The 19,188-nt window shown below is 73.3% G+C and carries 18 protein-coding genes; 11 read left to right on the plus strand and 7 right to left on the minus strand.

Features of this window, described 5'->3' with window-relative positions:
* Positions 1–41: 41 nt before the first annotated feature.
* Together CNX65_RS00985 and CNX65_RS00990 are read left to right on the plus strand one after the other, a co-directional pair.
* Positions 42–1,130, plus strand: coding sequence for an ABC transporter ATP-binding protein (locus CNX65_RS00985; RefSeq protein ID WP_177154502.1), 1,089 nt, complete (start codon positions 42–44; stop codon positions 1,128–1,130).
* A 236-nt stretch (positions 1,131–1,366) separates the two neighbouring features.
* Positions 1,367–1,942, plus strand: a complete 576-nt coding sequence (locus CNX65_RS00990; RefSeq protein ID WP_096491077.1) for a DedA family protein — start codon at positions 1,367–1,369, stop codon at positions 1,940–1,942.
* Positions 1,943–2,094: 152 nt separating this feature from the next.
* Here CNX65_RS00990 and leuA read toward each other — a convergent pair whose 3' ends face one another.
* The gene (gene leuA, locus CNX65_RS00995; protein WP_096491078.1) at positions 2,095–3,891 is read right to left on the minus strand and encodes a 2-isopropylmalate synthase; all 1,797 of its coding nucleotides are present in this window, start codon (positions 3,889–3,891) and stop codon (positions 2,095–2,097) included.
* 227 nt (positions 3,892–4,118) lie between these two features.
* Here leuA and CNX65_RS01000 point away from each other — a divergent pair, with 227 nt between their 5' ends.
* The gene (locus tag CNX65_RS01000) at positions 4,119–4,424 is read left to right on the plus strand and encodes a hypothetical protein (RefSeq protein WP_012782848.1); all 306 of its coding nucleotides are present in this window, start codon (positions 4,119–4,121) and stop codon (positions 4,422–4,424) included.
* A gap of 27 nt (positions 4,425–4,451) precedes the next feature.
* Here the strand turns inward: CNX65_RS01000 and CNX65_RS01005 are convergent, their stop codons facing one another.
* Both CNX65_RS01005 and CNX65_RS01010 read right to left on the minus strand, forming a co-directional pair.
* Positions 4,452–5,099 (minus strand): nitroreductase family protein, encoded by a 648-nt coding sequence (locus tag CNX65_RS01005; protein ID WP_096491079.1) that lies wholly within the window; start codon positions 5,097–5,099, stop codon positions 4,452–4,454.
* A gap of 26 nt (positions 5,100–5,125) precedes the next feature.
* Positions 5,126–6,325, minus strand: coding sequence for a mannosyltransferase family protein (locus tag CNX65_RS01010; RefSeq protein ID WP_232519657.1), 1,200 nt, complete (start codon positions 6,323–6,325; stop codon positions 5,126–5,128).
* A gap of 100 nt (positions 6,326–6,425) precedes the next feature.
* Between CNX65_RS01010 and CNX65_RS01015 the strand changes: the two genes are divergently transcribed.
* The 4 genes from CNX65_RS01015 (at position 6,426) to CNX65_RS01030 (ending at position 10,586) form a co-directional block, all read left to right on the plus strand.
* Positions 6,426–7,691 carry an aspartate kinase gene (locus CNX65_RS01015; protein WP_012782851.1) on the plus strand — a complete coding sequence of 422 codons (1,266 nt, stop codon included), beginning with the start codon at positions 6,426–6,428 and terminating at the stop codon, positions 7,689–7,691.
* Complete coding sequence (locus CNX65_RS01020) at positions 7,688–8,755, plus strand: aspartate-semialdehyde dehydrogenase (RefSeq protein ID WP_096491081.1); 1,068 nt, start codon at positions 7,688–7,690, stop codon at positions 8,753–8,755. Before CNX65_RS01015 ends, CNX65_RS01020 begins: the two co-directional genes overlap by 4 nt.
* Positions 8,756–8,758: 3 nt before the next feature.
* Positions 8,759–10,189, plus strand: a complete 1,431-nt coding sequence (locus CNX65_RS01025) for a gluconokinase (RefSeq protein WP_096491082.1) — start codon at positions 8,759–8,761, stop codon at positions 10,187–10,189.
* A gap of 193 nt (positions 10,190–10,382) precedes the next feature.
* Positions 10,383–10,586 (plus strand): cold-shock protein, encoded by a 204-nt coding sequence (locus CNX65_RS01030; protein ID WP_096491083.1) that lies wholly within the window; start codon positions 10,383–10,385, stop codon positions 10,584–10,586.
* 101 nt (positions 10,587–10,687) lie between these two features.
* Here the strand turns inward: CNX65_RS01030 and CNX65_RS01035 are convergent, their stop codons facing one another.
* The gene (locus CNX65_RS01035) at positions 10,688–11,866 is read right to left on the minus strand and encodes an MFS transporter (RefSeq protein WP_096491084.1); all 1,179 of its coding nucleotides are present in this window, start codon (positions 11,864–11,866) and stop codon (positions 10,688–10,690) included.
* A gap of 152 nt (positions 11,867–12,018) precedes the next feature.
* Between CNX65_RS01035 and CNX65_RS01040 the strand changes: the two genes are divergently transcribed.
* The 3 genes from CNX65_RS01040 to CNX65_RS01050 all read left to right on the plus strand — a co-directional run bounded on the left by CNX65_RS01040 (position 12,019) and on the right by CNX65_RS01050 (position 14,593).
* Positions 12,019–13,473 carry a catalase gene (locus tag CNX65_RS01040; protein WP_096491085.1) on the plus strand — a complete coding sequence of 485 codons (1,455 nt, stop codon included), beginning with the start codon at positions 12,019–12,021 and terminating at the stop codon, positions 13,471–13,473.
* 188 nt (positions 13,474–13,661) lie between these two features.
* Positions 13,662–14,084, plus strand: coding sequence for an organic hydroperoxide resistance protein (locus tag CNX65_RS01045; RefSeq protein ID WP_096491086.1), 423 nt, complete (start codon positions 13,662–13,664; stop codon positions 14,082–14,084).
* 32 nt (positions 14,085–14,116) lie between these two features.
* A complete protein-coding gene (locus tag CNX65_RS01050) occupies positions 14,117–14,593 on the plus strand; it encodes a Dps family protein (RefSeq protein WP_096497540.1) in 477 nt (158 codons plus the stop codon).
* Positions 14,594–14,736: 143 nt separating this feature from the next.
* Here the strand turns inward: CNX65_RS01050 and CNX65_RS01055 are convergent, their stop codons facing one another.
* Complete coding sequence (locus CNX65_RS01055) at positions 14,737–15,303, minus strand: NADPH-dependent FMN reductase (protein ID WP_096491087.1); 567 nt, start codon at positions 15,301–15,303, stop codon at positions 14,737–14,739.
* Between the two features lie 80 nt (positions 15,304–15,383).
* On the opposite strand from CNX65_RS01055, the gene CNX65_RS01060 reads away from it, so the two are divergent.
* The gene (locus CNX65_RS01060) at positions 15,384–16,436 is read left to right on the plus strand and encodes an alpha/beta hydrolase (protein WP_096491088.1); all 1,053 of its coding nucleotides are present in this window, start codon (positions 15,384–15,386) and stop codon (positions 16,434–16,436) included.
* A gap of 98 nt (positions 16,437–16,534) precedes the next feature.
* Here the strand turns inward: CNX65_RS01060 and CNX65_RS01065 are convergent, their stop codons facing one another.
* Both CNX65_RS01065 and CNX65_RS01070 read right to left on the minus strand, forming a co-directional pair.
* Complete coding sequence (locus tag CNX65_RS01065) at positions 16,535–18,349, minus strand: prolyl oligopeptidase family serine peptidase (RefSeq protein WP_096491089.1); 1,815 nt, start codon at positions 18,347–18,349, stop codon at positions 16,535–16,537.
* Positions 18,346–19,164, minus strand: coding sequence for a class I SAM-dependent methyltransferase (locus CNX65_RS01070; protein ID WP_096491090.1), 819 nt, complete (start codon positions 19,162–19,164; stop codon positions 18,346–18,348). The genes CNX65_RS01065 and CNX65_RS01070 overlap by 4 nt, the downstream gene beginning before the upstream one ends.
* Between the last annotated feature and the right edge of the window lie 24 nt (positions 19,165–19,188).

Below are 19,188 nucleotides of genomic sequence, written 5' to 3' on the forward strand. Positions count from 1 at the left end.
AACCCGTTCAGGCCGAGCGGGCCCCCGAGGGCGACGCCCTCATCTCGATCGAGGGCATCCAGGTCCACTTCCCGATCAAGCGGGGCGTGTTCCTGGACCGCACCGTCGGCCACGTGTACGCGGTCGACGGCGTGGACCTGAGCATCCGCAAGGGCGAGACGTACGGCCTGGTCGGCGAGTCCGGCTGCGGCAAGTCCACGCTCGGCAGGGCCGTGCTGCGGCTCACCGAGCCGACCGGCGGCCGGGTCGTGTTCGACGGCACCGACCTGTCCACGCTCAAGGGCGAGTCGCTGCGCACCATGCGGCAGCGGATGCAGATGGTGTTCCAGGACCCGATGTCCTCGCTGGACCCGCGCCAGTCGGTCGAGTCGATCCTGGTCGAGGGGCTGCGCGCGCACGGGCTGGACAAGGGCAAGGAGGCCACCGGCAAGCGCCTGCGCGAGCTGCTGGCCGCCGTGGGCCTGCCGTCGACCTCGCTGCGCAAGTACCCGCACGAGTTCTCCGGCGGCCAGCGCCAGCGCATCGGCATCGCCCGCGCGCTGGCGGTCGAGCCCGACCTGATCATCGCCGACGAGCCGGTGTCCGCGCTCGACGTGTCGGTGCAGGCGCAGGTGGTGAACCTGCTGGAGGAGCTGCAGGAGAAGCTGGGGCTGACCTACCTGGTGATCGCCCACGACCTCGCGGTCGTGCGGCACATCGCCGACCGGGTCGGCGTCATGTACCTGGGCGGGATCGTGGAGGAGGCGAGCTCGGACGGGCTGTACGCCGAGCCGCTGCACCCGTACACCAGGGCGCTGCTGTCGGCGATCCCGGTGCCGGACCCCGTGGTGGAGGACCGGCGCGAGCGCATCCTGCTCAAGGGCGACCTGCCCTCGCCCGCCAACCCGCCGACCGGGTGCCGCTTCCACACGCGGTGCCCGTGGCGGCAGGCGACCAGGTGCGACACCGAGCGGCCCGCGCTGCGCGAGGTGCTGCCCGGCCACCGGGTGGCCTGCCACTGGGCGGAGGACATCCGCTCCGGGGCGATCAAGCCGCACGAGGTCGAGACGGTGCTGGTGGAGGAGGACGGGATCTCCCCGGACGTCCCGCTCGTCGGGCCCGCCTCGGTCACCGAGGTGCTGAACCCGTAGGCGCTGCCGTGAAGTCGGCCGGGGTGGGGACCGAGGTCCCCGCCCCGGCCTTTTTTCGCGGGCCCACCGGGCCGCTGGTGCACCGGGCCCCGGTGCGGTGCCCCGCTGAACCACTCCCCGCCGAACGCCCCGCTCGCTGCGATGATCACGGTGGGTTCCGCCGGTGAAGCCTGTCGGTTACCTGAACGTAGTCCGTTCGGCGGAGCAACCGGGCGGTCGTCGGCGTTGCACCCGGTGTGACACCACTGCTGGTGCTGTTCGCCGTCGCCGCCGTGCCGCTGGCTCCGACCGAGGCCGTGCTGATCGCCTGCGGCGTGCTGGCGGCGTCCGGCGAGCTGCCGCTCGGGGCCGTGATCGTCGTCGCGGCGGCGGGGTGCACGGTGGCCGACCTGGTCAACCTCGCCATCGGGCGCGCGCTCGGCGGGCGGGCGCTGGGGCGGTTCGAGCGCAGGGCCGGGTCCCGCGCGGTGCTGGACTGGACCCGCGCGCGGCTGGCCGGGCGGGGCGAGGCGGTGCTGGTGGCGGTGCGGTTCGTGCCCGGTGGCGGGGTGGTGGCGGCGCTGCTGGTGGGCGCGCTGCGCTGGCGGGCCCTGCGGTTCCTGCCGATCGCGGCCGTCGGGTCGCTGCTGTGGAGCGCGTACGTGGGGCTGCTGGGCTACTTCGGCGGGACGCTCCTGGACGACCCCGTGCTGGCCCTGATCGCCTCGCTCGCGGTCGCGACGCTGATCGGGGTGCCCGCGGGCGTGGCGGTGCGCGCCGCGCAGCGCAGGGAGGCGCTGAAGGGCGGCGGACCGGAACCCCTGGCCGTCTGAGCGAGCCCCGGCTGGAACGGTCCCCGGCTGAGCCGGCCCCCGCTGAGCCGGCCCCCGCTGAGCGGATCCCGCTGAACGGATCCCGCTGAACGGCCCCGGACGCCGCCGCGCCCCCCTCGGCCGGTGCCGAGGGGGGCGCGGGGGGAGCGCGACTAGCGGTTGGCGCGGTTCACGGCCGACACCAGGGCCCGCAGGGACGCGGCCACGGTGGAGCTGTCGACGCCGACGCCCCACAGCACGCGGTCGCCCACCGAGCACTCCACGTACGAGGCCGCGCGGGCGTCGTCGCCGGAGGACAGGGCGTGCTCCGAGTAGTCCAGCACCCGGACGTCGTAGCCCACCGACGCCAGCGCGTCCACGAACGCGGCGATCGGCCCGTTGCCGGTGCCCGTCACGTCCTGGGTCTCGCCGTCGACCACCAGCACGGCCTTGATCGACTCCGAGCCGGTGCCGTCGCTGGACAGCTCGTGCTTCAGCAGGCGCAGCGGCACGACGCCCTGCAGGTACTCGTCCGCGAAGGCGTCCCAGATCTCCTTCGGGCCGACCTCGCCGCCCTGCGTGTCGGTGACCTCCTGGATCACCCGCGAGAACTCCACCTGCAGCCGCCTCGGCAGGTCCAGGTGGTGCTCGCTCTTCATCACGTACGCCACCCCGCCCTTGCCGGACTGGGAGTTGACCCGGATGACCGCCTCGTAGTTGCGGCCGACGTCCTTCGGGTCGATGGGCAGGTACGGGACCTCCCACGGGTACTCGTCGACGTGCTTGTCGGCGTCCTTCGCGTCCGCCTCCAGTGCCTCGAAGCCCTTCTTGATGGCGTCCTGGTGGCTGCCGGAGAACGCGGTGAACACCAGGTCGCCGCCGTACGGGTGCCGCTCGTGCACGGGCAGCTGGTTGCAGTACTCGACCGTGCGGCGGATCTCGTCGATGTCGGAGAAGTCGATCTGCGGGTCGACGCCCTGGCTGAACATGTTCATGCCCAGCGTCACCAGGCACACGTTCCCGGTGCGCTCGCCGTTGCCGAACAGGCAGCCCTCGATGCGGTCCGCGCCCGCCAGGTAGCCCAGCTCGGCGGCGGCCACGCCGGTGCCGCGGTCGTTGTGCGGGTGCAGCGACAGCACGATCGACTCACGCCGGGCCAGGTTGCGCGACATCCACTCGATCGAGTCGGCGTACACGTTCGGCGTCGCCATCTCGACGGTCGCGGGCAGGTTGATCACCATCGGCAGCTCGGGGGTGGGCGCGATGATCTCCGAGACCGCGTCGCACACCTCCAGCGCGTAGGCCAGCTCGGTGCCGGTGTAGGACTCGGGCGAGTACTCGTAGCGGAACTCCGTCTCCGGGTACTTCTTCGCCTCCTCCAGCGCGAACCGCGCCGCGTCGGTGGCGATCGCCTTGATCCGGTCGCGGTCGGCGCGGAACACGACCCTGCGCTGGAGCACCGAGGTCGAGTTGTAGAAGTGCACGATCGCCTTGTGCGCGCCGCGCAGCGACTCGTACGTGCGGGTGATCAGCTCCGGGCGGCACTGGGTCAGCACCTGGATGGTGACGTCGTCCGGCACCGCGCCGTCCTCGATGATCTCGCGGACGAAGTCGAAGTCGGTCTGCGAGGCGGCCGGGAAGCCGACCTCGATCTCCTTGTAGCCCATGCGCACCAGCAGGTCGAACATCTTGCGCTTGCGGGCGGGCGACATCGGGTCGATCAGCGCCTGGTTGCCGTCGCGCAGGTCCACCGCGCACCACTGCGGCGCCTGGGTGATCCGCTTGGCGGGCCAGGTGCGGTCGGGCAGGTCGACGGTCTCGACCAGCTCGTGGAACGGGCGGTAGCGGTGCACCGGCATGGACGTGCCGCGCTGCGGGTTCCACGCGGGCTGGCCCTCGGGGGCCGGGCGGGCGGGAGGGCGGATGCGGCTGGTGCCGGTGCTGTACGCGTCGGGCGAGATGGTGCTCATGGGCTCTGGTGCTCCTGGCGCCGGTTCTGGAGGACGACCGGCGGCAACGCTCGGACCCGCGACGGGGGGCCGGTCTGGTCAGACCCCGTCACGGCGGCGAAGCAGGAGGTTGCGCTGCACGCTCACCAGGTTAACCACAACCCCCAGACTGGTGCGAGGGGGAGCCCAGATGGTGGAATTTCACCCCATCGTGTTTCGCTGGAACGGGGCTCGGGCATTTCTCGGCCATGTCCAGATGGCGTTCCACCACTCGTGCGAGCAGCGGGAGCTACACCGCTGCCAGGGTGATCAGCGGGGTCGGGGTCGTCTTCGCGGTCATCGAGGTCCTGTTCATCCTCATGGTGCTCCTCGGGGCCGAGTCGACCAACGCGTTCTTCCAGTTCATCTCGCAGCTGGCCAACCCGCTGGCACTGTTCTTCCCCGGTTTGTTCCAGTTCTCCGACGAGAGCGTCGAGCTGATCGTCAACTACGGTCTCGCGGCCGTGTTCTGGCTGGTCGTGACCAGTCTGCTGGCACGGCTGATCGCTCGCTGAACGAGGTCGCCCTCACCTGGACTCCCGTCACGGCGTGGCGGGAGCTTCCGGGGTGAAAGCGGCTTCTCCCCATTCCTGCGAGAACACCGTCTCGGCCAGCGGCTTGCGCCTGCGGGGCCTTGTGTCCTTCTCGCGCAGGTCTTCCGGCAAATCCGAGCCGTCGCCCTCCCGGCCGATCGCGATCACCACGACGGGGCGCACGTCCTCGGGAATGGAAAACGCTTCCCGGAGCGCTTCGGGGTCGAATCCGCCCATCTGGTGCGCGACCAGCCCGAGGTGCACCGCCTGGAGCACCAGGTTCTGCACCGCCAGCCCCAGCCCGAACTCCGCGTTCGGCAGCGGGCCCCTGGCGTCCGAGGTGGCCAGCGCGGCCACGACCAGCGCGGACGCCGATCCGGCCCAGGTCCGGTTGCCCCGGCTGAGCGCCGCGAAGACCCGCTCGTGCGCCTGCTCGCCGCGCCGGGCGAGCAGGAACCGGGCCGGTTGGGTGTTCCCGTGTGAGGCTGCCCACCGCGCGGCCTCGAACAGCGAGCGCGCCTCGTCGTCGCCGAGCGCCGCGCCCGCGTCGAACGCCCTGGGGCTCCACCGGTCCGCGATGACCCCGGCCAGTTCGAGGCCGCCCTGCCCTGAACCGCCCTGCCCCGTCCCGTCCTGCCCCGCGCCGTTCCGCGCCACAGCCCTCTCCCGCCTTCCCGGTCAGCTCAGATCGCGTACTGCCACGCGGTGATCGAGTACGCCCCGAACCACGCGCCGAACACCGCCACGCCCGCCAGCACCGGCACCACCGTGCCCGTCTTCCGCTTGGCCAGCGACAGCGCGATCGGCAGCAGCAGCGCGAACGCGGGCAGCAGCAGCCGGGCCTTGGAGTTCATCAGCCCGTTCGAGCCCAGGTCCATCACGATCACGCCCACCGCGTACACCACCAGCGGCCACTCCAGCCGCCGCCGCGCGCACACCACCACCAACGCGAGCGCGCCCAGCAGCAGCCACACCGTCACCAGCTCCAGCACCGACCTCGGGTTCGCCAGGATCTCCCAGGTGAACCTCCAGGTCGCCGCCCCGCCGTCGAACCTCGACCCCCAGCCGCGCTGCTGCACCGCGAACCAGCCGTCCAGCCGCCCGGTGCGCACCGCCACGAACGCGAGGTAGCCCAGCACCCCCAGCGGCGCCAGCACCCCGCCGACCCACGGCCGCAGCCCGTCCCGCCGCTGCCACACCGCCACCAGCGCGGCCAGCCCCACCGCCAGCACCAGCGCGCCCGCCGTCGGCCGCACCAGCCCGGCCCCGGCCGCGCACAGCCCGGCCAGCACCCAGCGCCGCTCCACCACGCCCACCAGCGACCACGCGGCCAGCGCGCAGAACAGCGCCTCCGAGTAGGCCATCGACAGCACCACGGCCATCGGCGACGCGGCGAACAGCACCACCAGCACCAGCCCGGCCCGCTCCGACCCGCCGCGCACCGAGCGCCCCAGCCGGTGCAGGCCGTACGCGCAGAACACCCCGCTCACCAGGCTCACCGAGAACGCCGCGCCCACCGCGGACACCCCCGGCAGCGCCCCCACCCAGCCCACCAGCAGCGGGTAGCCGGGGAAGAACGCCAGCGGCGTCTCCGCCGAGCGCCTGCCGAACGCGTCCACCAGCGCCGGCGTGACGCCCCCGTACCCGCCCTCCGCGATGCCCAGGAACCACTGCCCGTCCCACGAGGTGAGCACCTTCGCGACGTCCTTGTCCCAGTGCTCGGACATCAGCGCGAGCACCAGCACCCCGAGCAGCCTCACCAGCAGGTAGAGCGCGCCGGGGGCGATGACCGGCGCGAACCGGTGCTCCGCCAGGCCGGCCAGGGGTCCGCGCGTCGACGGCGCGCGCTCGGGGCTGTCGGGTCCTGCGTCCACGGTCGGCACGGCGACGAGGGTAGTGCCGGCCACGGCGGGGCCTGTCCACTCAGTGGTCCGGGTAGTCTGCCGTGCGAACAGGGGTTTCCTGACCTGGGAGGAGAACGCGGTGGCGCTCGTCGTCCAGAAGTACGGCGGTTCCTCGGTGGAGAGCGCCGAGCGGATCAAACGGGTGGCCGAGCGGATCGTCGCGACGCGCAAAGCGGGCAACGACGTCGTCGTGGCGGTCTCCGCGATGGGCGACTCGACCGACGAGCTGCTCGACCTCGCCCACCAGGTCGCCCCGGTGCCGCCGGGCCGCGAGCTCGACATGCTGCTCACCGCGGGCGAGCGCATCTCGATGTCCCTGCTGGCCATGGCGATCAGCTCCCTCGGCGCGTCCGCCCGGTCCTACACCGGCTCGCAGGCGGGCGTGATCACCACCGAGGTGCACGGCAAGGCGCGCATCATCGACGTGACGCCCAGCCGCATCCAGGACGCGCTCGCCGAGGGCCACATCGCGATCGTCGCGGGCTTCCAGGGCGTCAGCCAGGGCACCAAGGAGATCACCACGCTCGGCCGGGGCGGCACGGACACCACCGCCGTCGCGCTGGCCGCCGCCCTCAAGGCGGACGTGTGCGAGATCTACACCGACGTGGACGGCGTCTTCACCGCCGACCCCCGCATCGTGCCGAACGCCAAGCGGCTGGAGAGCATCTCCTACGAGGAGATGCTGGAGATGGCCGCCTGCGGCGCCAAGGTGCTGATGCTGCGCTGCGTCGAGTACGCCCGCCGCTACAACGTGCCCGTGCACGTCCGCTCCTCGTTCAGCAACAAGCCGGGGACCACGGTCTCCGGATCAGTGGAGGACCTTCCCGTGGAACAGGCGATGATCACCGGCGTCGCGCACGACCGGTCCGAGGCCAAGGTCACGGTCACGGCGGTGCCCGACCACCCCGGCGTGGCCGCGCGGATCTTCCGCGTCGTCGCCGAGGCCGAGATCGACATCGACATGGTCGTGCAGAACGTCTCGCAGGCCGTCAGCGGTCGCACCGACGTGACGTTCACGCTGCCCAAGGACGACGGCCCCCGCGCGGTGGCCGCCCTCGAGAAGGCGCGCGGCGAGATCGGCTTCGAGAAGGTCATCTACGACGACCACGTGGGCAAGGTGTCGCTGATCGGCGCGGGGATGCGCTCGCACCCCGGCGTCACGGCCACCTTCTGCGAGGCGCTGGCCAGCGCGGGCGTGAACATCGAGATCATCTCCACCTCGGAGATCCGCATCTCGGTCATCTGCAGGGACACCCAGCTCGACGACGCCGTGCGCGCGCTGCACGACGTGTTCGAGCTCGGCGGCGACGAGGAGGCTGTCGTGTACGGGGGTAGCGGCCGATGAGCGGCGGTCCGGTTCTGGCACTGGTCGGCGCCACCGGCGCGGTCGGCACGGTGATGATCTCGATCATCAACAACCGGGAGACCGTGCCGTGGGGTGAGATCCGGCTGATCGCCTCCGCGCGGTCGGCGGGCAAGAAGATCCACGTGCGCGGCGAGGACCTCACCGTCGTCGAGCTGACCCCCGAGGCGTTCGACGGCGTCGACGTCGCCATGTTCGACGTGCCCGACGAGGTGTCCGCGCGGTGGGCGCCGATCGCCGCCGAGCGCGGCGCGGTCGCCGTGGACAACTCCGGCGCGTTCCGCATGGACGACGAGGTGCCCCTGGTGGTGCCCGAGGTCAACGCGGACAAGATCGGCGAGCGTCCCAAGGGGATCATCGCCAACCCCAACTGCACGACGCTGTCGATGATGGCCGCGATCGGCGCGCTGCACCGCGAGTTCGGGCTGCGCGAGCTGGTCGTCGCCTCCTACCAGGCCGCGTCCGGCGGCGGGCAGGCCGCGATCGACCGGCTCCGCGCCGAGGTCGAGGCCGTCTCCGGCAAGCAGGTCGGCGAGCGCGCGGGCGACGTGCGCGAGGTGCTGGACGCGGCGGGCCTGCCGGTGTCCGACTCGCCGTTCCCCGCGCCGCTGGCGCTGAACGTGGTGCCGTGGGCCGGGTCCCTCAAGGACGACGGGTGGACCAGCGAGGAGCTGAAGGTCCGCAACGAGTCCCGCAAGATCCTCGGCATCCCGGACCTGAAGGTGTCGGCGACCTGCGTGCGGGTGCCCGTGGTGACCACGCACTCGCTGGCCGTCCACGCCGTGTTCGAGCGGCCGGTGACCGTCGAGCAGGCGCACAAGATCTTCGAGGAGCAGCCGTCGGTCGTCCTGGTGGACGAGCCGGAGGCCCTGCGCTTCCCGACGCCCGCCGACGTCGTGGGCGGCGACCCGACCTACGTCGGCCGGGTCCGCCAGGCGCTGGACTTCCCGAACGCGCTCGACTTCTTCGTGTGCGGGGACAACCTGCGCAAGGGCGCCGCCCTCAACACCTACGAGATCGCCGAGGAACTGGCGGGCAGGCTGTAGGCGTTGCGCGACAAGGGGGTTGTGCTCGCGGTAGACCTGGGGACGACCGCGACCAAGGTGGTCGCGGTCGACCCCCGCGCACGGGTGCTGCGCTCGACCGAGCGCGGGTACCCGATGCGGACCACGCCGTCCGGGGAGGCCACCCAGGACCCGGACGAGGTGCTCGCCGCCGCGCTGGCGGCGGTGTCCGAGGTGGCGCTCGCCTGCCCCGAGGGCGTGCGCGCGCTGGTGCTGACCGGCGCGCTGCACACGCTGCTCGGGCTCGACGAGTCCGGCAGGCCGGTGACCCCGTCGCTCAGCTGGGCGGACCGGCGCGCGGTCGAGCAGGTGGCGCGGCTGCGGGCCGCGGACGGCGTCGCGCTGCACCGGGCCACCGGAACGCCCGTGCACACCATGTCGCCGCTGGTGAAGCTGCGCTGGTTCGCCGACCACGGGGTCCGGGCGCACCGGTGGTGCGGGCTGAAGGACTACGTCTTCGCCCACCTGACCGGGGTGCTCGCCACCGAGCACTCCTCCGGGTCGGCGACCGGGCTCATGGACCTGCGGGCGCTCGACTGGCGCCCGGAGGCGCTCGAGCACGCGCGGGTGCGCGCCGAGCAGCTCCCCGAGCTGCACGCGCCCACCGCCTCGTTCCCGCTGCGCGCGGTCGTCGACGGGGTCGCCCCCGGCACGCCGGTCGTGCTCGGCGGCGGTGACGGGCCGCTGGCCAACCTGGGCGTCGGCGCGATCGTGCCCGGCGTGGCGGCGCTGTCGCTGGGCACCAGCGGGGCGCTGCGCGTGGTGAGCCCCGAACCCGCCGTGGACGAGCGCGGCCGGGTGTTCTGCTACGCCATCGGCGACGGGCTGTGGACGGTCGGCGGGGCGGTCAGCAACGGCGGCGTGGTCGCCTCGTGGGCGGCCGAGTCGTTCGGGGCCGACGTGGTGGAGCTGCTCGACGAGGCCGCGCGCGTGCCGGTCGGCGCGTCCGGGGTGACGGCGCTGCCGTACCTGCTGGGCGAGCGGGCCCCCTGGTGGGACGCGGACGCGACGTCGGCCGTGGTCGGGCTGCGCCGCGAGCACGGGCGCGCCGAGCTGACCAGGGCCCTCGTGGAGGGCGTCGCGCAGCAGCTGGCGCTGGTGCTCGACGCGGTGCGGTCGGTCGCCGAGGTGCGCCTGGTGCGGGCCACGGGCGGCGCGCTGCGGCACGAGCTGTGGGCGTCGGTGCTGTGCGCCGCGCTGGACGTGCCGCTGGAGATCACGGAGGACACCGGCGGGTCGGCGGTGGGCGCGGCGCTGCTGGCGTGGCGCTCGCTGGGCGAGCTGGACTCGCTGGCGGGCACCGCTGACCTGGTGGTCCCGGAGCGGCGGTACGAGCCGGACCCGGACGCGGCGGCGCACTACGCGGCGGCGCGACCGGGTGTGGAGCGGTTGTACGAAGCTCTTCGGGGCCTTTGAGCGTGGCGCGGGCGCGCCAAGCGGGCGGTTCTGCTTTAGGCTCAGCCCGCAACCACGATCGGGGGAAGCCCGCGCGGGTCGCGCCGTGTCGCCGAGCGACGCGGGGCAGCCCTGTGCAGGATCGCGCCCGCGCCCCGGAGTGTTCGGCCGGTGTGGTGGTTGTTCGACATGTTTCACGGCAGAGGAGAAGGCAGTGGCAACTGGCAAGGTGAAGTGGTTCAACGCCGAGAAGGGCTTCGGTTTCATCGAGCAGGACGGCGGTGGGCCGGACGTGTTCGTGCACTTCACCGCGATCAACGCCTCCGGCTACCGGTCCCTGGAGGAGAACCAGGCGGTCACGTTCGAGGTGACCCAGGGTCCCAAGGGGCCGCAGGCTGAGAACGTCCAGCCCTCCTGATCGAGCCGCGCAGGGTGGCCCCGCTCCAGGCGGAGGCCACCCTCGGGTGGTCGGGCCCCGGTTGATCGGTGTCCGGTGGCCTGGCCGCCGGTGGTCGGGGCTCAGCCCGCGGCCACCGGCTCCGGCGTCCGCCCCCGGACGCCCAGCAGCACCACGAGCCCGGCGATCGCCAGCGAGCCCAGCGCCGCCACCGCGAACCCGGTCGACGGCCCCACGTGGTCGATCGTCCAGCCGACCACCGGCTGGCCCAGCGCGGATCCGAGCGTGAACGCCGTGCCCTGCAGCCCCAGCGCCGTGCCGCGCGCCCCCTCCGGGGCCATCGTCGTGATCGCCTCGCCGGTCGCCGTCAGCGTCGGCGCGCACAGGAAGCTGGACAGCGCCAGCGCGGCCCCCAGCAGCCACGGTGAGCCCCCGGCGACCACCAGCGGCAGGGTGAGCACCCCCATCCCGGCCATGAGCGCCCAGACCGGCACGGGCCGCTCGAACCCGCCGTACCAGAACCCGCCGACCAGCGACGCCGCGCACATCACCACGATCGCGGCCCCGGTCCACCCGGTCAGGCCCTGAGCGCGCAGCTGCGCCACCGTCGCGAGCTCCACCCCGGTCAGCAGGAACGTCGCCCCGCCCGCGCTGATCAGCACCCCGAGCAGCCGCCGGTCCAGCCACCCGCGCGGGGCCTGCCCGCCGGGCGCGGCGCCACCGGCCCGCAGCGGCGGGTCCACCACCCACAGCAGCAGCCCGGACAGCACCACGGCCGTGCCGATCACCCACATCGCGGGCCGCCCGGTGAAGTGGGTGCCCAGGAACACGCCGAGCGCGGGGCCCGCCATGAACGCCAGCTCCACCGCCATCGAGTCCAGCGCCAGCGCGGTGCGCCTGCCGCTCTCCGGCACCAGCGCGGTCAGCGCCTGCCTGCCCAGGCTCATCACCGGCAGCGCGGCCAGCGAGGACAGGAACGCGGTCACCAGCAGCACCGGGTAGGACAGCAGCGGCGCGGTGAGCCAGAACAGGGCCTCCACCACGATCGACACGCCGACCACCGCGCGCAGCCCGCGCCGGTCCAGCATCCGCCCGAGCAGCGGCGACCCGATGGCGCTGCCCGCCGTGGCGGACATGCCGACCAGGCCCGCGGCGGCGTAGCCGTGGTCCAGGGCGAGCAGCACGTGCATGGTCAACGTCATGCCGACACCGGTGATCGGGATCCGCGCCAGCAGCACGACCAGCATGGTCGGGACGACCTGGGGGGTGCGCAGCACGGACCGGTAGGCGTTCAGGCTCACCGGGACATCCTCGCTCTCGCGGGCAACATCTTTATCCACTCACTTTCTTGACTTGCTCCAGAAAAGGGCGTTGGGTGGGTTGCGCCCACCGCACGGGCGGGAACCCAGGGGGACCGGACCGACCGACGAGCGCCAGAGGAGCGACGAGCACCGTGACCGACGCACGTCCCACCACCAACAACGCGGGAATCCCGATCGCCAGCGACGACCACTCGCTGACCCTCGGCCCCAACGGGCCGATCCTGCTCCAGGACCACTACCTCATCGAGAAGAACGCCCAGTTCAACCGGGAACGCGTCCCCGAACGGGTGGTTCACGCCAAGGGCGGGGGCGCTTTCGGCCACTTCACCACCACGGCCGACGTCTCCCGCTACACCAAGGCCGCCCTGTTCCAGCCCGGCGTGAAGACCGAGGCGCTGCTGCGCTTCTCCACCGTCGCGGGCGAGCTGGGCTCCCCGGACACCTGGCGCGACCCCAGGGGCTTCGCGCTCAAGCTCTACACCAGCCAGGGCAACTACGACCTGGTCGGCAACAACACCCCGGTGTTCTTCCTGCGCGACCCGATCAAGTTCCCCGACTTCATCCGCTCCCAGAAGCGCCGCGTCGACACCGGCCGCCGCGACCACGACATGCAGTGGGACTTCTGGACCCTCCAGCCCGAGACCGCCCACCAGGTCACCTGGCTCATGGGCGACCGGGGCATCCCGCGCACCTGGCGCCACCAGAACGGGTACGGCTCGCACACCTACCTGTGGGAGAACGCCGAGGGCGAGCGGCACTGGGTGAAGTACCACTTCAAGACCGACCAGGGCGTCGAGACCCTCACCTCGGACGAGGCCGCCCGCATCGCGGGCGAGGACGCCGACGCGCACCGCGCCGACCTGTGGCACGCCATCGAGCGCGGCGAGTTCCCCTCGTGGACGCTGCACGTGCAGGTCATGCCGTACGAGGACGCCGCGGGCTACCGGTTCAACCCGTTCGACCTCACCAAGGTGTGGCCGCAGGGCGACTACCCGCTCGTCGAGGTCGGCAAGCTGGTGCTGGACCGCAACCCGTCCGACCACTTCGCCGAGATCGAGCAGGCCGCGTTCGAGCCCACCAACCTGGTGCCCGGCATCGGGGCCTCCCCGGACAAGATGCTGCTCGGCCGGATCTTCGCCTACCCCGACGCGCACCGGTACCGCATCGGCGCGAACTACGCGCAGCTCCCGGTGAACCGGCCCAAGTCGCGGGTGGACTCGTACGCCAAGGACGGCGCGATGCGCTACGGCAACGCCAGCGACCCGGTGTACGCGCCCAACTCCTACGGCGGCCCGCACGCCTCGGCGGCGGTCGGGTCCGAGGCGACCACCTCCTACGGCGTCGAGGACGCCGTCGTGCGCTCCGCGTACCGGCTGCACGCCGAGGACGACGACTGGGGCCAGGCGGGCACGCTCGTGCGCGAGGTCATGGACGACGCCCAGCGCGACCGGCTCGTCGAGACCGTCGTCGCGCACGCGGGCAACGGCGTCTCCGAGCCCGTGCTGCGCCGCGTCTTCGAGTACTGGCGCAACATCGACAAGGGGATCGGCGACCGGATCGCCGCCGCCTTCGACGGCAGGTCCTGATCGGACCGCGCCGGACCGGATCGGGCGGTGGCGCGGGTCTCACCCCGGTTGATCCAGTCCGGCGCGGGTACTCACCCGCTGCGGAGAGTGAGCTGCCGCACGACCGGGTAAGACCGCGTGGTCGCCGGTGTTGACGCCAGTGCGGGGCGACGACGTCCCGCCGTCACCGGCTCTAAGGAGACTCGAGCATGAACGTGCTGTACACCGCCGAGGCGATCGCACTGGGCGACGGCCGCAACGGCGAGGTCCGGTCCTCCGACGGCGTGATCGACGAGCAGCTCGCCATGCCCAAGGAGCTCGGCGGCCCCGGCGGCGACAAGACCAACCCCGAGCAGCTGTTCGCGGCGGGCTACGCGGCCTGCTTCCACAGCGCGCTCAAGCGGGTCGCCGGCCAGGCCAAGGCGGACATCACCGACTCCACGGTCACCGCCAAGGTCGGCATCGGCCCCAACGACCAGGGCGGCTTCGGCCTGACCGTCGAGCTCGCCGTGCACATCCCCGGCGCCGACCAGGCCGCGGCCCACAAGCTCGTCGAGACCGCCCACCAGGTCTGCCCGTACTCCAACGCGACCCGAGGCAACATCGAGGTGGCCCTCACCACCACCGTGTGACACGCCACCGTGTGAAGGAGGAGCTGGACGCCATGAGCAAGTCCCCGATCACCAGTCCGCTGTCGGACGAGGCCAAGGACGCGGTCGGCCACGTCCTGCAGGCCACCCTCGTGGACCTGGTCGACCTGTCGCTGGTCGCCAAGCAGGCGCACTGGAACGTGGTCGGCAAGAACTTCCGCAGCGTGCACCTCCAGCTCGACGAGCTGGTGACCACCGCGCGGACCTACGCCGACCAGGTGGCCGAGCGCGCCGCCGCCCTGGGCGTCACGCCCAACGGCAAGGCGAAGACCGTGGCGGAGTCCTCCGGGGTGCCGGAGTTCCCGGACGGCTGGCTCAAGGAGGACGACGTCGTCAAGGCCGTCGTCACCACCCTCGCCGCCCTCATCGGGCGGATGCGCGAGCGCATCGACGAGACCGACAAGCCGGACCCGGTCACCCAGGACCTGCTGATCGAGATCACCAAGCAGTTCGAAGAGGCCCACTGGATGTGGCAGGCCCAGCAGCAGTAACACTCCTAGCGGTGCGGAGGCCTGAGTGACCGCAGGGAAAAGCACCCTGCGTTCACCCACCGCTCCGCACCGCCGTGCGGGAGGGCCCGCCCCGGTTGCCGGGGCGGGCCCTCCCGCGTTCCCGGCGGTTTTCCGAACTCCCGTCACCACCGCTTCGCGCGGCTCGCGGCGAACCCGCCCACCTGCCTGCCGACCGTGCGCAGCTGCTCGGCCACCTCGGCGCTGGAGCACTCGCCCGCCTCGTCGAACTTCACCTCGCGGGTGTTCACCGACGCCCCCAGCGGGGTCGGCCAGCCGCGCAGGGCGTGCACGATCGAGCGCAGCGAGGTCAGCGTCGTCACCGAGGCCTGCCAGCCCATCGCGGTCGCCACGCAGCCCACCGCCCGGCCGTCCAGGTACGGGCGCTCGTCCTCGCGCAGGTCCTCCACGTAGTCCAGGGCGTTCTTGACCAGCCCGGACACCGTCCCGTGGTAGCCGGGCGACACCAGCACCACGCCGTCCGCGACGCGCAGCGCCTCCACCAGCCTGCGGGCGGCCTCCGGACGGGTCGGCTCGGTGGGGTCGTAGAACGGCAGCACCAGGTCCGGGCCGGACACCTCCACGACCCGCGCGCCGGTCTCCGCCGCGCCGGACAGGACCAGGCGCAGCGCGCGCTCGGACGAGGAGTTGGCGCGGAGCGAACCGCCGATGCCCACCACGGTGACCGTCATGCGCCCGATCCTGCCACCTCCAGTTAGGTCGAGGTCCAACCTCTCGCCCCCGCGATCTGCCCGCAGGTAGCGTCGGTCACATGTCGAAGCTCGCCGACAGGGTCCCCACCGGAGTGCTGGCCGCGGGGTTGCGCGCCGCGTTCGCCCTGCCCGCTCCGGTCCGCCGACTCCTCACCGGACCGCCCCGCGTGGTCGACGGCCAAACCCTCCACCCGGACACCCAGCTGCTGCTGCGGATGCAGGAGCTGTCCGGAACGGGCTGGTCCACCTCGTCCCCGGCCACCAGCCGCGCCTCGCTCCGCCGCACCGCGGCCCTCGTCGAGGGCCCCAGGCTGCACCGGGTCCTCACCAGGCAGGTGCGGATCGACGAGCACCTCAAGGCCAGGCACTACACCCCGCAGGGGCTGCCCGACGGCTCCCCGCTGCTGGTGTTCCTGCACGGCGGCGGCTGGGTCAGCGGCGACCTGGAGACCCACGACGACCTGTGCCGCCACCTCGCGGTCGGCGCGGGCGTGCGCGTGCTGGCGGTCGACTACCGGCTCGCCCCCGAGCACCGGTTCCCCGCCGCGGCCGACGACGCCGACGCCGCCTACCGGTACGCCGTCGCCAACGCCGGGGAGCTCGGCGCCGACCCCGACCGCATCGCGCTCGGCGGCGACAGCGCGGGCGGCAACCTCGCCGCCTCGGCCGCGCTCAGCGCCGCCGACGCCGACCACCGGCCCGCGTTCCTGCTGCTGCTCTACCCCTCGCTCGACGCCACCGCCACCGGCGGCTCCCGCGACCTGTTCGCGCGCGGCTTCTTCCTCACCCGGCCCAAGATGGACTGGTTCATGGGCAACTACGCCCCCGACCTGTCCACCCACCACGACCCGAGGCTGTCGCCGCTGCTCGCCCCGGACCTGTCCGCCCTGCCGCCGACCTACGTGGCCACGGCGGGGCTCGACCCGCTGCGCGACGAGGGCGAGGCGTTCGCGGCCAGGCTCGCGGAGAGCGGCGTGCCGGTCGTGCTGCGCAGGCACGACGGGCTGATCCACGGCTTCGCCAACGCGCTCGGCGTCGGCACGTCCGGGCGGGAGGCCGTCGCCGAGGCGATCGGCGCGCTGCGCACCGGGCTCGCGCTGCGGCGGGCGTGAGCGGGCGCCGCACACCTGGCGCCGAGAACCTGGCGCCGAACGCGGAACGGGCCTGCGGCTGGTGAGGCCGCAGGCCCGTTCCCGCTCCGACCGACCGGTCAGCCCAGCCTGCGCCGCACGAAGTCGACCTCGGCGGCGGTCTGCGCGATCGTCTCCGCCACCACCAGCGACCCGTGCCCGGCGTCGTACCGGTACACCTCGTACTCCGCGCCCCGCGCCGCGAGCCGGTCCAGGTAGTTGTCGATCTGCCGGATCGGGCACCTCGGGTCGTTCTCGCCCGCCAGCACCAGCACCGGGGCGCGCACCTCGTCCACGTAGGTCAGCGGCGAGCACAGCCGGTACCGCTCCGGCACCTCCTGCGGCGACCCGCCGAACAGCGCCCGGTCGAACGCCCGCAGCGGCTCCATCTCGTCCTCGTACGCCGCCAGGTAGTCCGCCACCGGCACGCCCGCGACCCCGGCCGCCCAGCGCTCCGGCTGCGTCCCCAGCGCCAGCAGCGACAGGTACCCGCCCCACGAGGCGCCGTTGACCACGCACCTCGCCGGGTCCGCGAAGCCCTCGCGCACGGCCCAGTCGTGCACCGCGGCGACGTCCTCCAGCTCGGTCAGCCCCGGCCTGCCCTCGATGGCGTCCCGCCACGCCGAGCCGTACCCGGTGGAGCCCCGGTAGTTCACGTGCACCACCGCGAACCCGGCGTCCAGCCACACCGCCCGGTACGCCGAGAACCGGTCCTCGTCCGCCGCGTGCGGCCCGCCGTGCAGGCTGAACACCGTCGGCAGCGGCCCGTCCGGCGCGCCCTCCGGCCTGGCGACCAGGGCGTGCACGTCGCCGACGAACACGTCGCGCAGCTCGGCCGACGGCGGCGGCCGGTGACCCGCGGGCGAGAGCAGCACCTCATCCTGGCCGGACGCGGTCAGCACCCGCACCACGCCGGGCCGCGCGGCCGAGGACCACGAGTACTCCACCGCGCCGTCCGGCCTCACCCCGACCGAGCCCACCGAGCCGTGCGGGGTCTCCAGCGCGGTCAGCGCGCCGGTCGCCAGGTCGTAGCGGTGCAGCGTGTTGCGCGCCCGGAAGGTGTGCACCACCAGCAGCGCGTCCGCCTCCGGGTACCAGTCGGCGGAGATCTCGCCGGGCAGGTCCACCACGACCTCGGTCTCGGAACCCGACGCCACGTCCCAGACCAGCAGCTCCTCGCGGCCCCGGCGCTCGTGCATCACCAGCAGCCGGTTGTCGCCGCGCACCGGGCTGAACGCGATCGCGTCCAGGCCCTTGCCGGGGCCGTCCCACTTCTCCGCCGCGGTCTCGCCCGCCGTGGTCAGCACGCGCAGCGCGGTGTGCCGGTTGTCGCCGTGCTCGGAGTGCGCGATCGCGACCAGCGTCTCGTCCTTGGACAGCGCGCCCAGGCCCGCGTCGTTCGCGTGCTGGTAGAGCACCTCGGCGGGGCCGCCCGCGCGCGAGAGGTAGACGGTGGTGCCGTCGTCGGTGGACGCGCCGACGACCACGACCTCGGCGCCGATGCCCAGGCCCGCCGGGTAGGCGGCCGGGACGTCCGGGACGGCGGGCTCGGCCTTGTCACCCGTCGCGGTGAACGGCTCGGTCACCCACACGCCGAACTCGTCGCCGTCCGTGTCGGAGAACCACCAGATCCGCTCGCCGTCCGGGCTGAGCGCGCAGTGCGAGGTGCCGTTGGGGCGGTCGGTGACCTTGCGGTGCTCGTCGGACGACCGGTCCCAGGCGTAGACCTCCCACACGCCGCTGGAGTTCGACAGGTACAGGTTCCGGTCCGGCGCGTCCTCCGCCCACTGGGGCAGGCTCACCCTGGGCGCGGTGAAGCGGTCCCGCCAGCGGGCCTCCGCCTCGGGGTCGGGGAACAGCGGGTCCGGGACTGGAGCTGTCGGGTGCGTCGTCACGCCCCCGATCCTGCCGGCTTCGTCGCGGTGACCAGGTGGTAGTCCAGCAGGCCCCGCTCGGCGGCGACCAGCCAGTTGCGGTCCCACCGCTCGGGCGCGGGCCCCAGCTCCAGCCAGCGGTCCAGGCCGCGCCACACGTGCCCGCCCACGCTCGTGGCCGCCACGTCGCCGAACCCGGCCTCGCGGAGCCGGTCCAGGAAGCCCCCGATCGGGTGGGGCAGGTCGAGGCCGCTCGCGAACGTGGCCAGCAGCCGGGACAGCTCGGGCGCGGCGGAGGCGTCGGCGGCGAAGAACGTGGCGACGGCCAGCCTGCCACCGGGGGAGAGCACGCGGGCCGCCTCGCGGGCGAACGCGCCGAGGTCGTCGAAGTGCTGCGCGGCCTCCACCGACAGCAGGCGCTCGAACTCGCCGTCCCCGAACGGCAGCGCCCCCGCCGACCCGACCGCGAACTCCCCCTCGGGCGCCGCCGCGCGGGCCCGCTCGACCTGCTCGGGCTCCTGGTCGACCCCGGCGCACCGGGAGGGCGACCGGAGCAGCACCCGCAGGGCGCCCACCCCCTGCCCGCACCCGACCTCCAGGGTGCTGCGGCCGGTGGGGGAGAGGGCGTCGAGCACGAGGTCGTAGAGGGCGGCCTGGGAGGCGACGCGGTCCTCGGCGGACAGCGGGCCGTCGAGGGGCACGCCCCGCCAGAAGCCGAAGTTGATGAAGCCGCCCGCGAACACGGGGAGCTCGGCGAGCTCGCCGGTGGCGTAGGCGCGGCGCAGCTCGGCGCGGTGGTCGGGGGCGGGGTGCCGGGGCGGGGTCGCGGGGTCCACGGCCGCACTGTGCGCGGCCGACGA

It is taken from the genome of Actinosynnema pretiosum (assembly GCF_002354875.1).
Taxonomy (GTDB): domain Bacteria; phylum Actinomycetota; class Actinomycetes; order Mycobacteriales; family Pseudonocardiaceae; genus Actinosynnema; species Actinosynnema auranticum.

Bases quoted from the DNA above. Each gene is read 5' to 3' on its own strand.
- CNX65_RS01050 (WP_096497540.1), top strand. From the start codon at position 14,117: ATGAGCAAGTCCCCGATCACCAGTCCGCTGTCGGACGAGGCCAAGGAC.
- CNX65_RS01045 (WP_096491086.1), top strand. From the start codon at position 13,662: ATGAACGTGCTGTACACCGCCGAGGCGATCGCACTGGGCGACGGCCGC.
- leuA (WP_096491078.1), bottom strand. From the start codon at position 3,891: ATGAGCACCATCTCGCCCGACGCGTACAGCACCGGCACCAGCCGCATC.
- CNX65_RS01060 (WP_096491088.1), top strand. From the start codon at position 15,384: ATGTCGAAGCTCGCCGACAGGGTCCCCACCGGAGTGCTGGCCGCGGGG.
- CNX65_RS01000 (WP_012782848.1), top strand. From the start codon at position 4,119: ATGTCCAGATGGCGTTCCACCACTCGTGCGAGCAGCGGGAGCTACACC.
- CNX65_RS01020 (WP_096491081.1), top strand. From the start codon at position 7,688: ATGAGCGGCGGTCCGGTTCTGGCACTGGTCGGCGCCACCGGCGCGGTC.
- CNX65_RS01055 (WP_096491087.1), bottom strand. From the start codon at position 15,303: ATGACGGTCACCGTGGTGGGCATCGGCGGTTCGCTCCGCGCCAACTCC.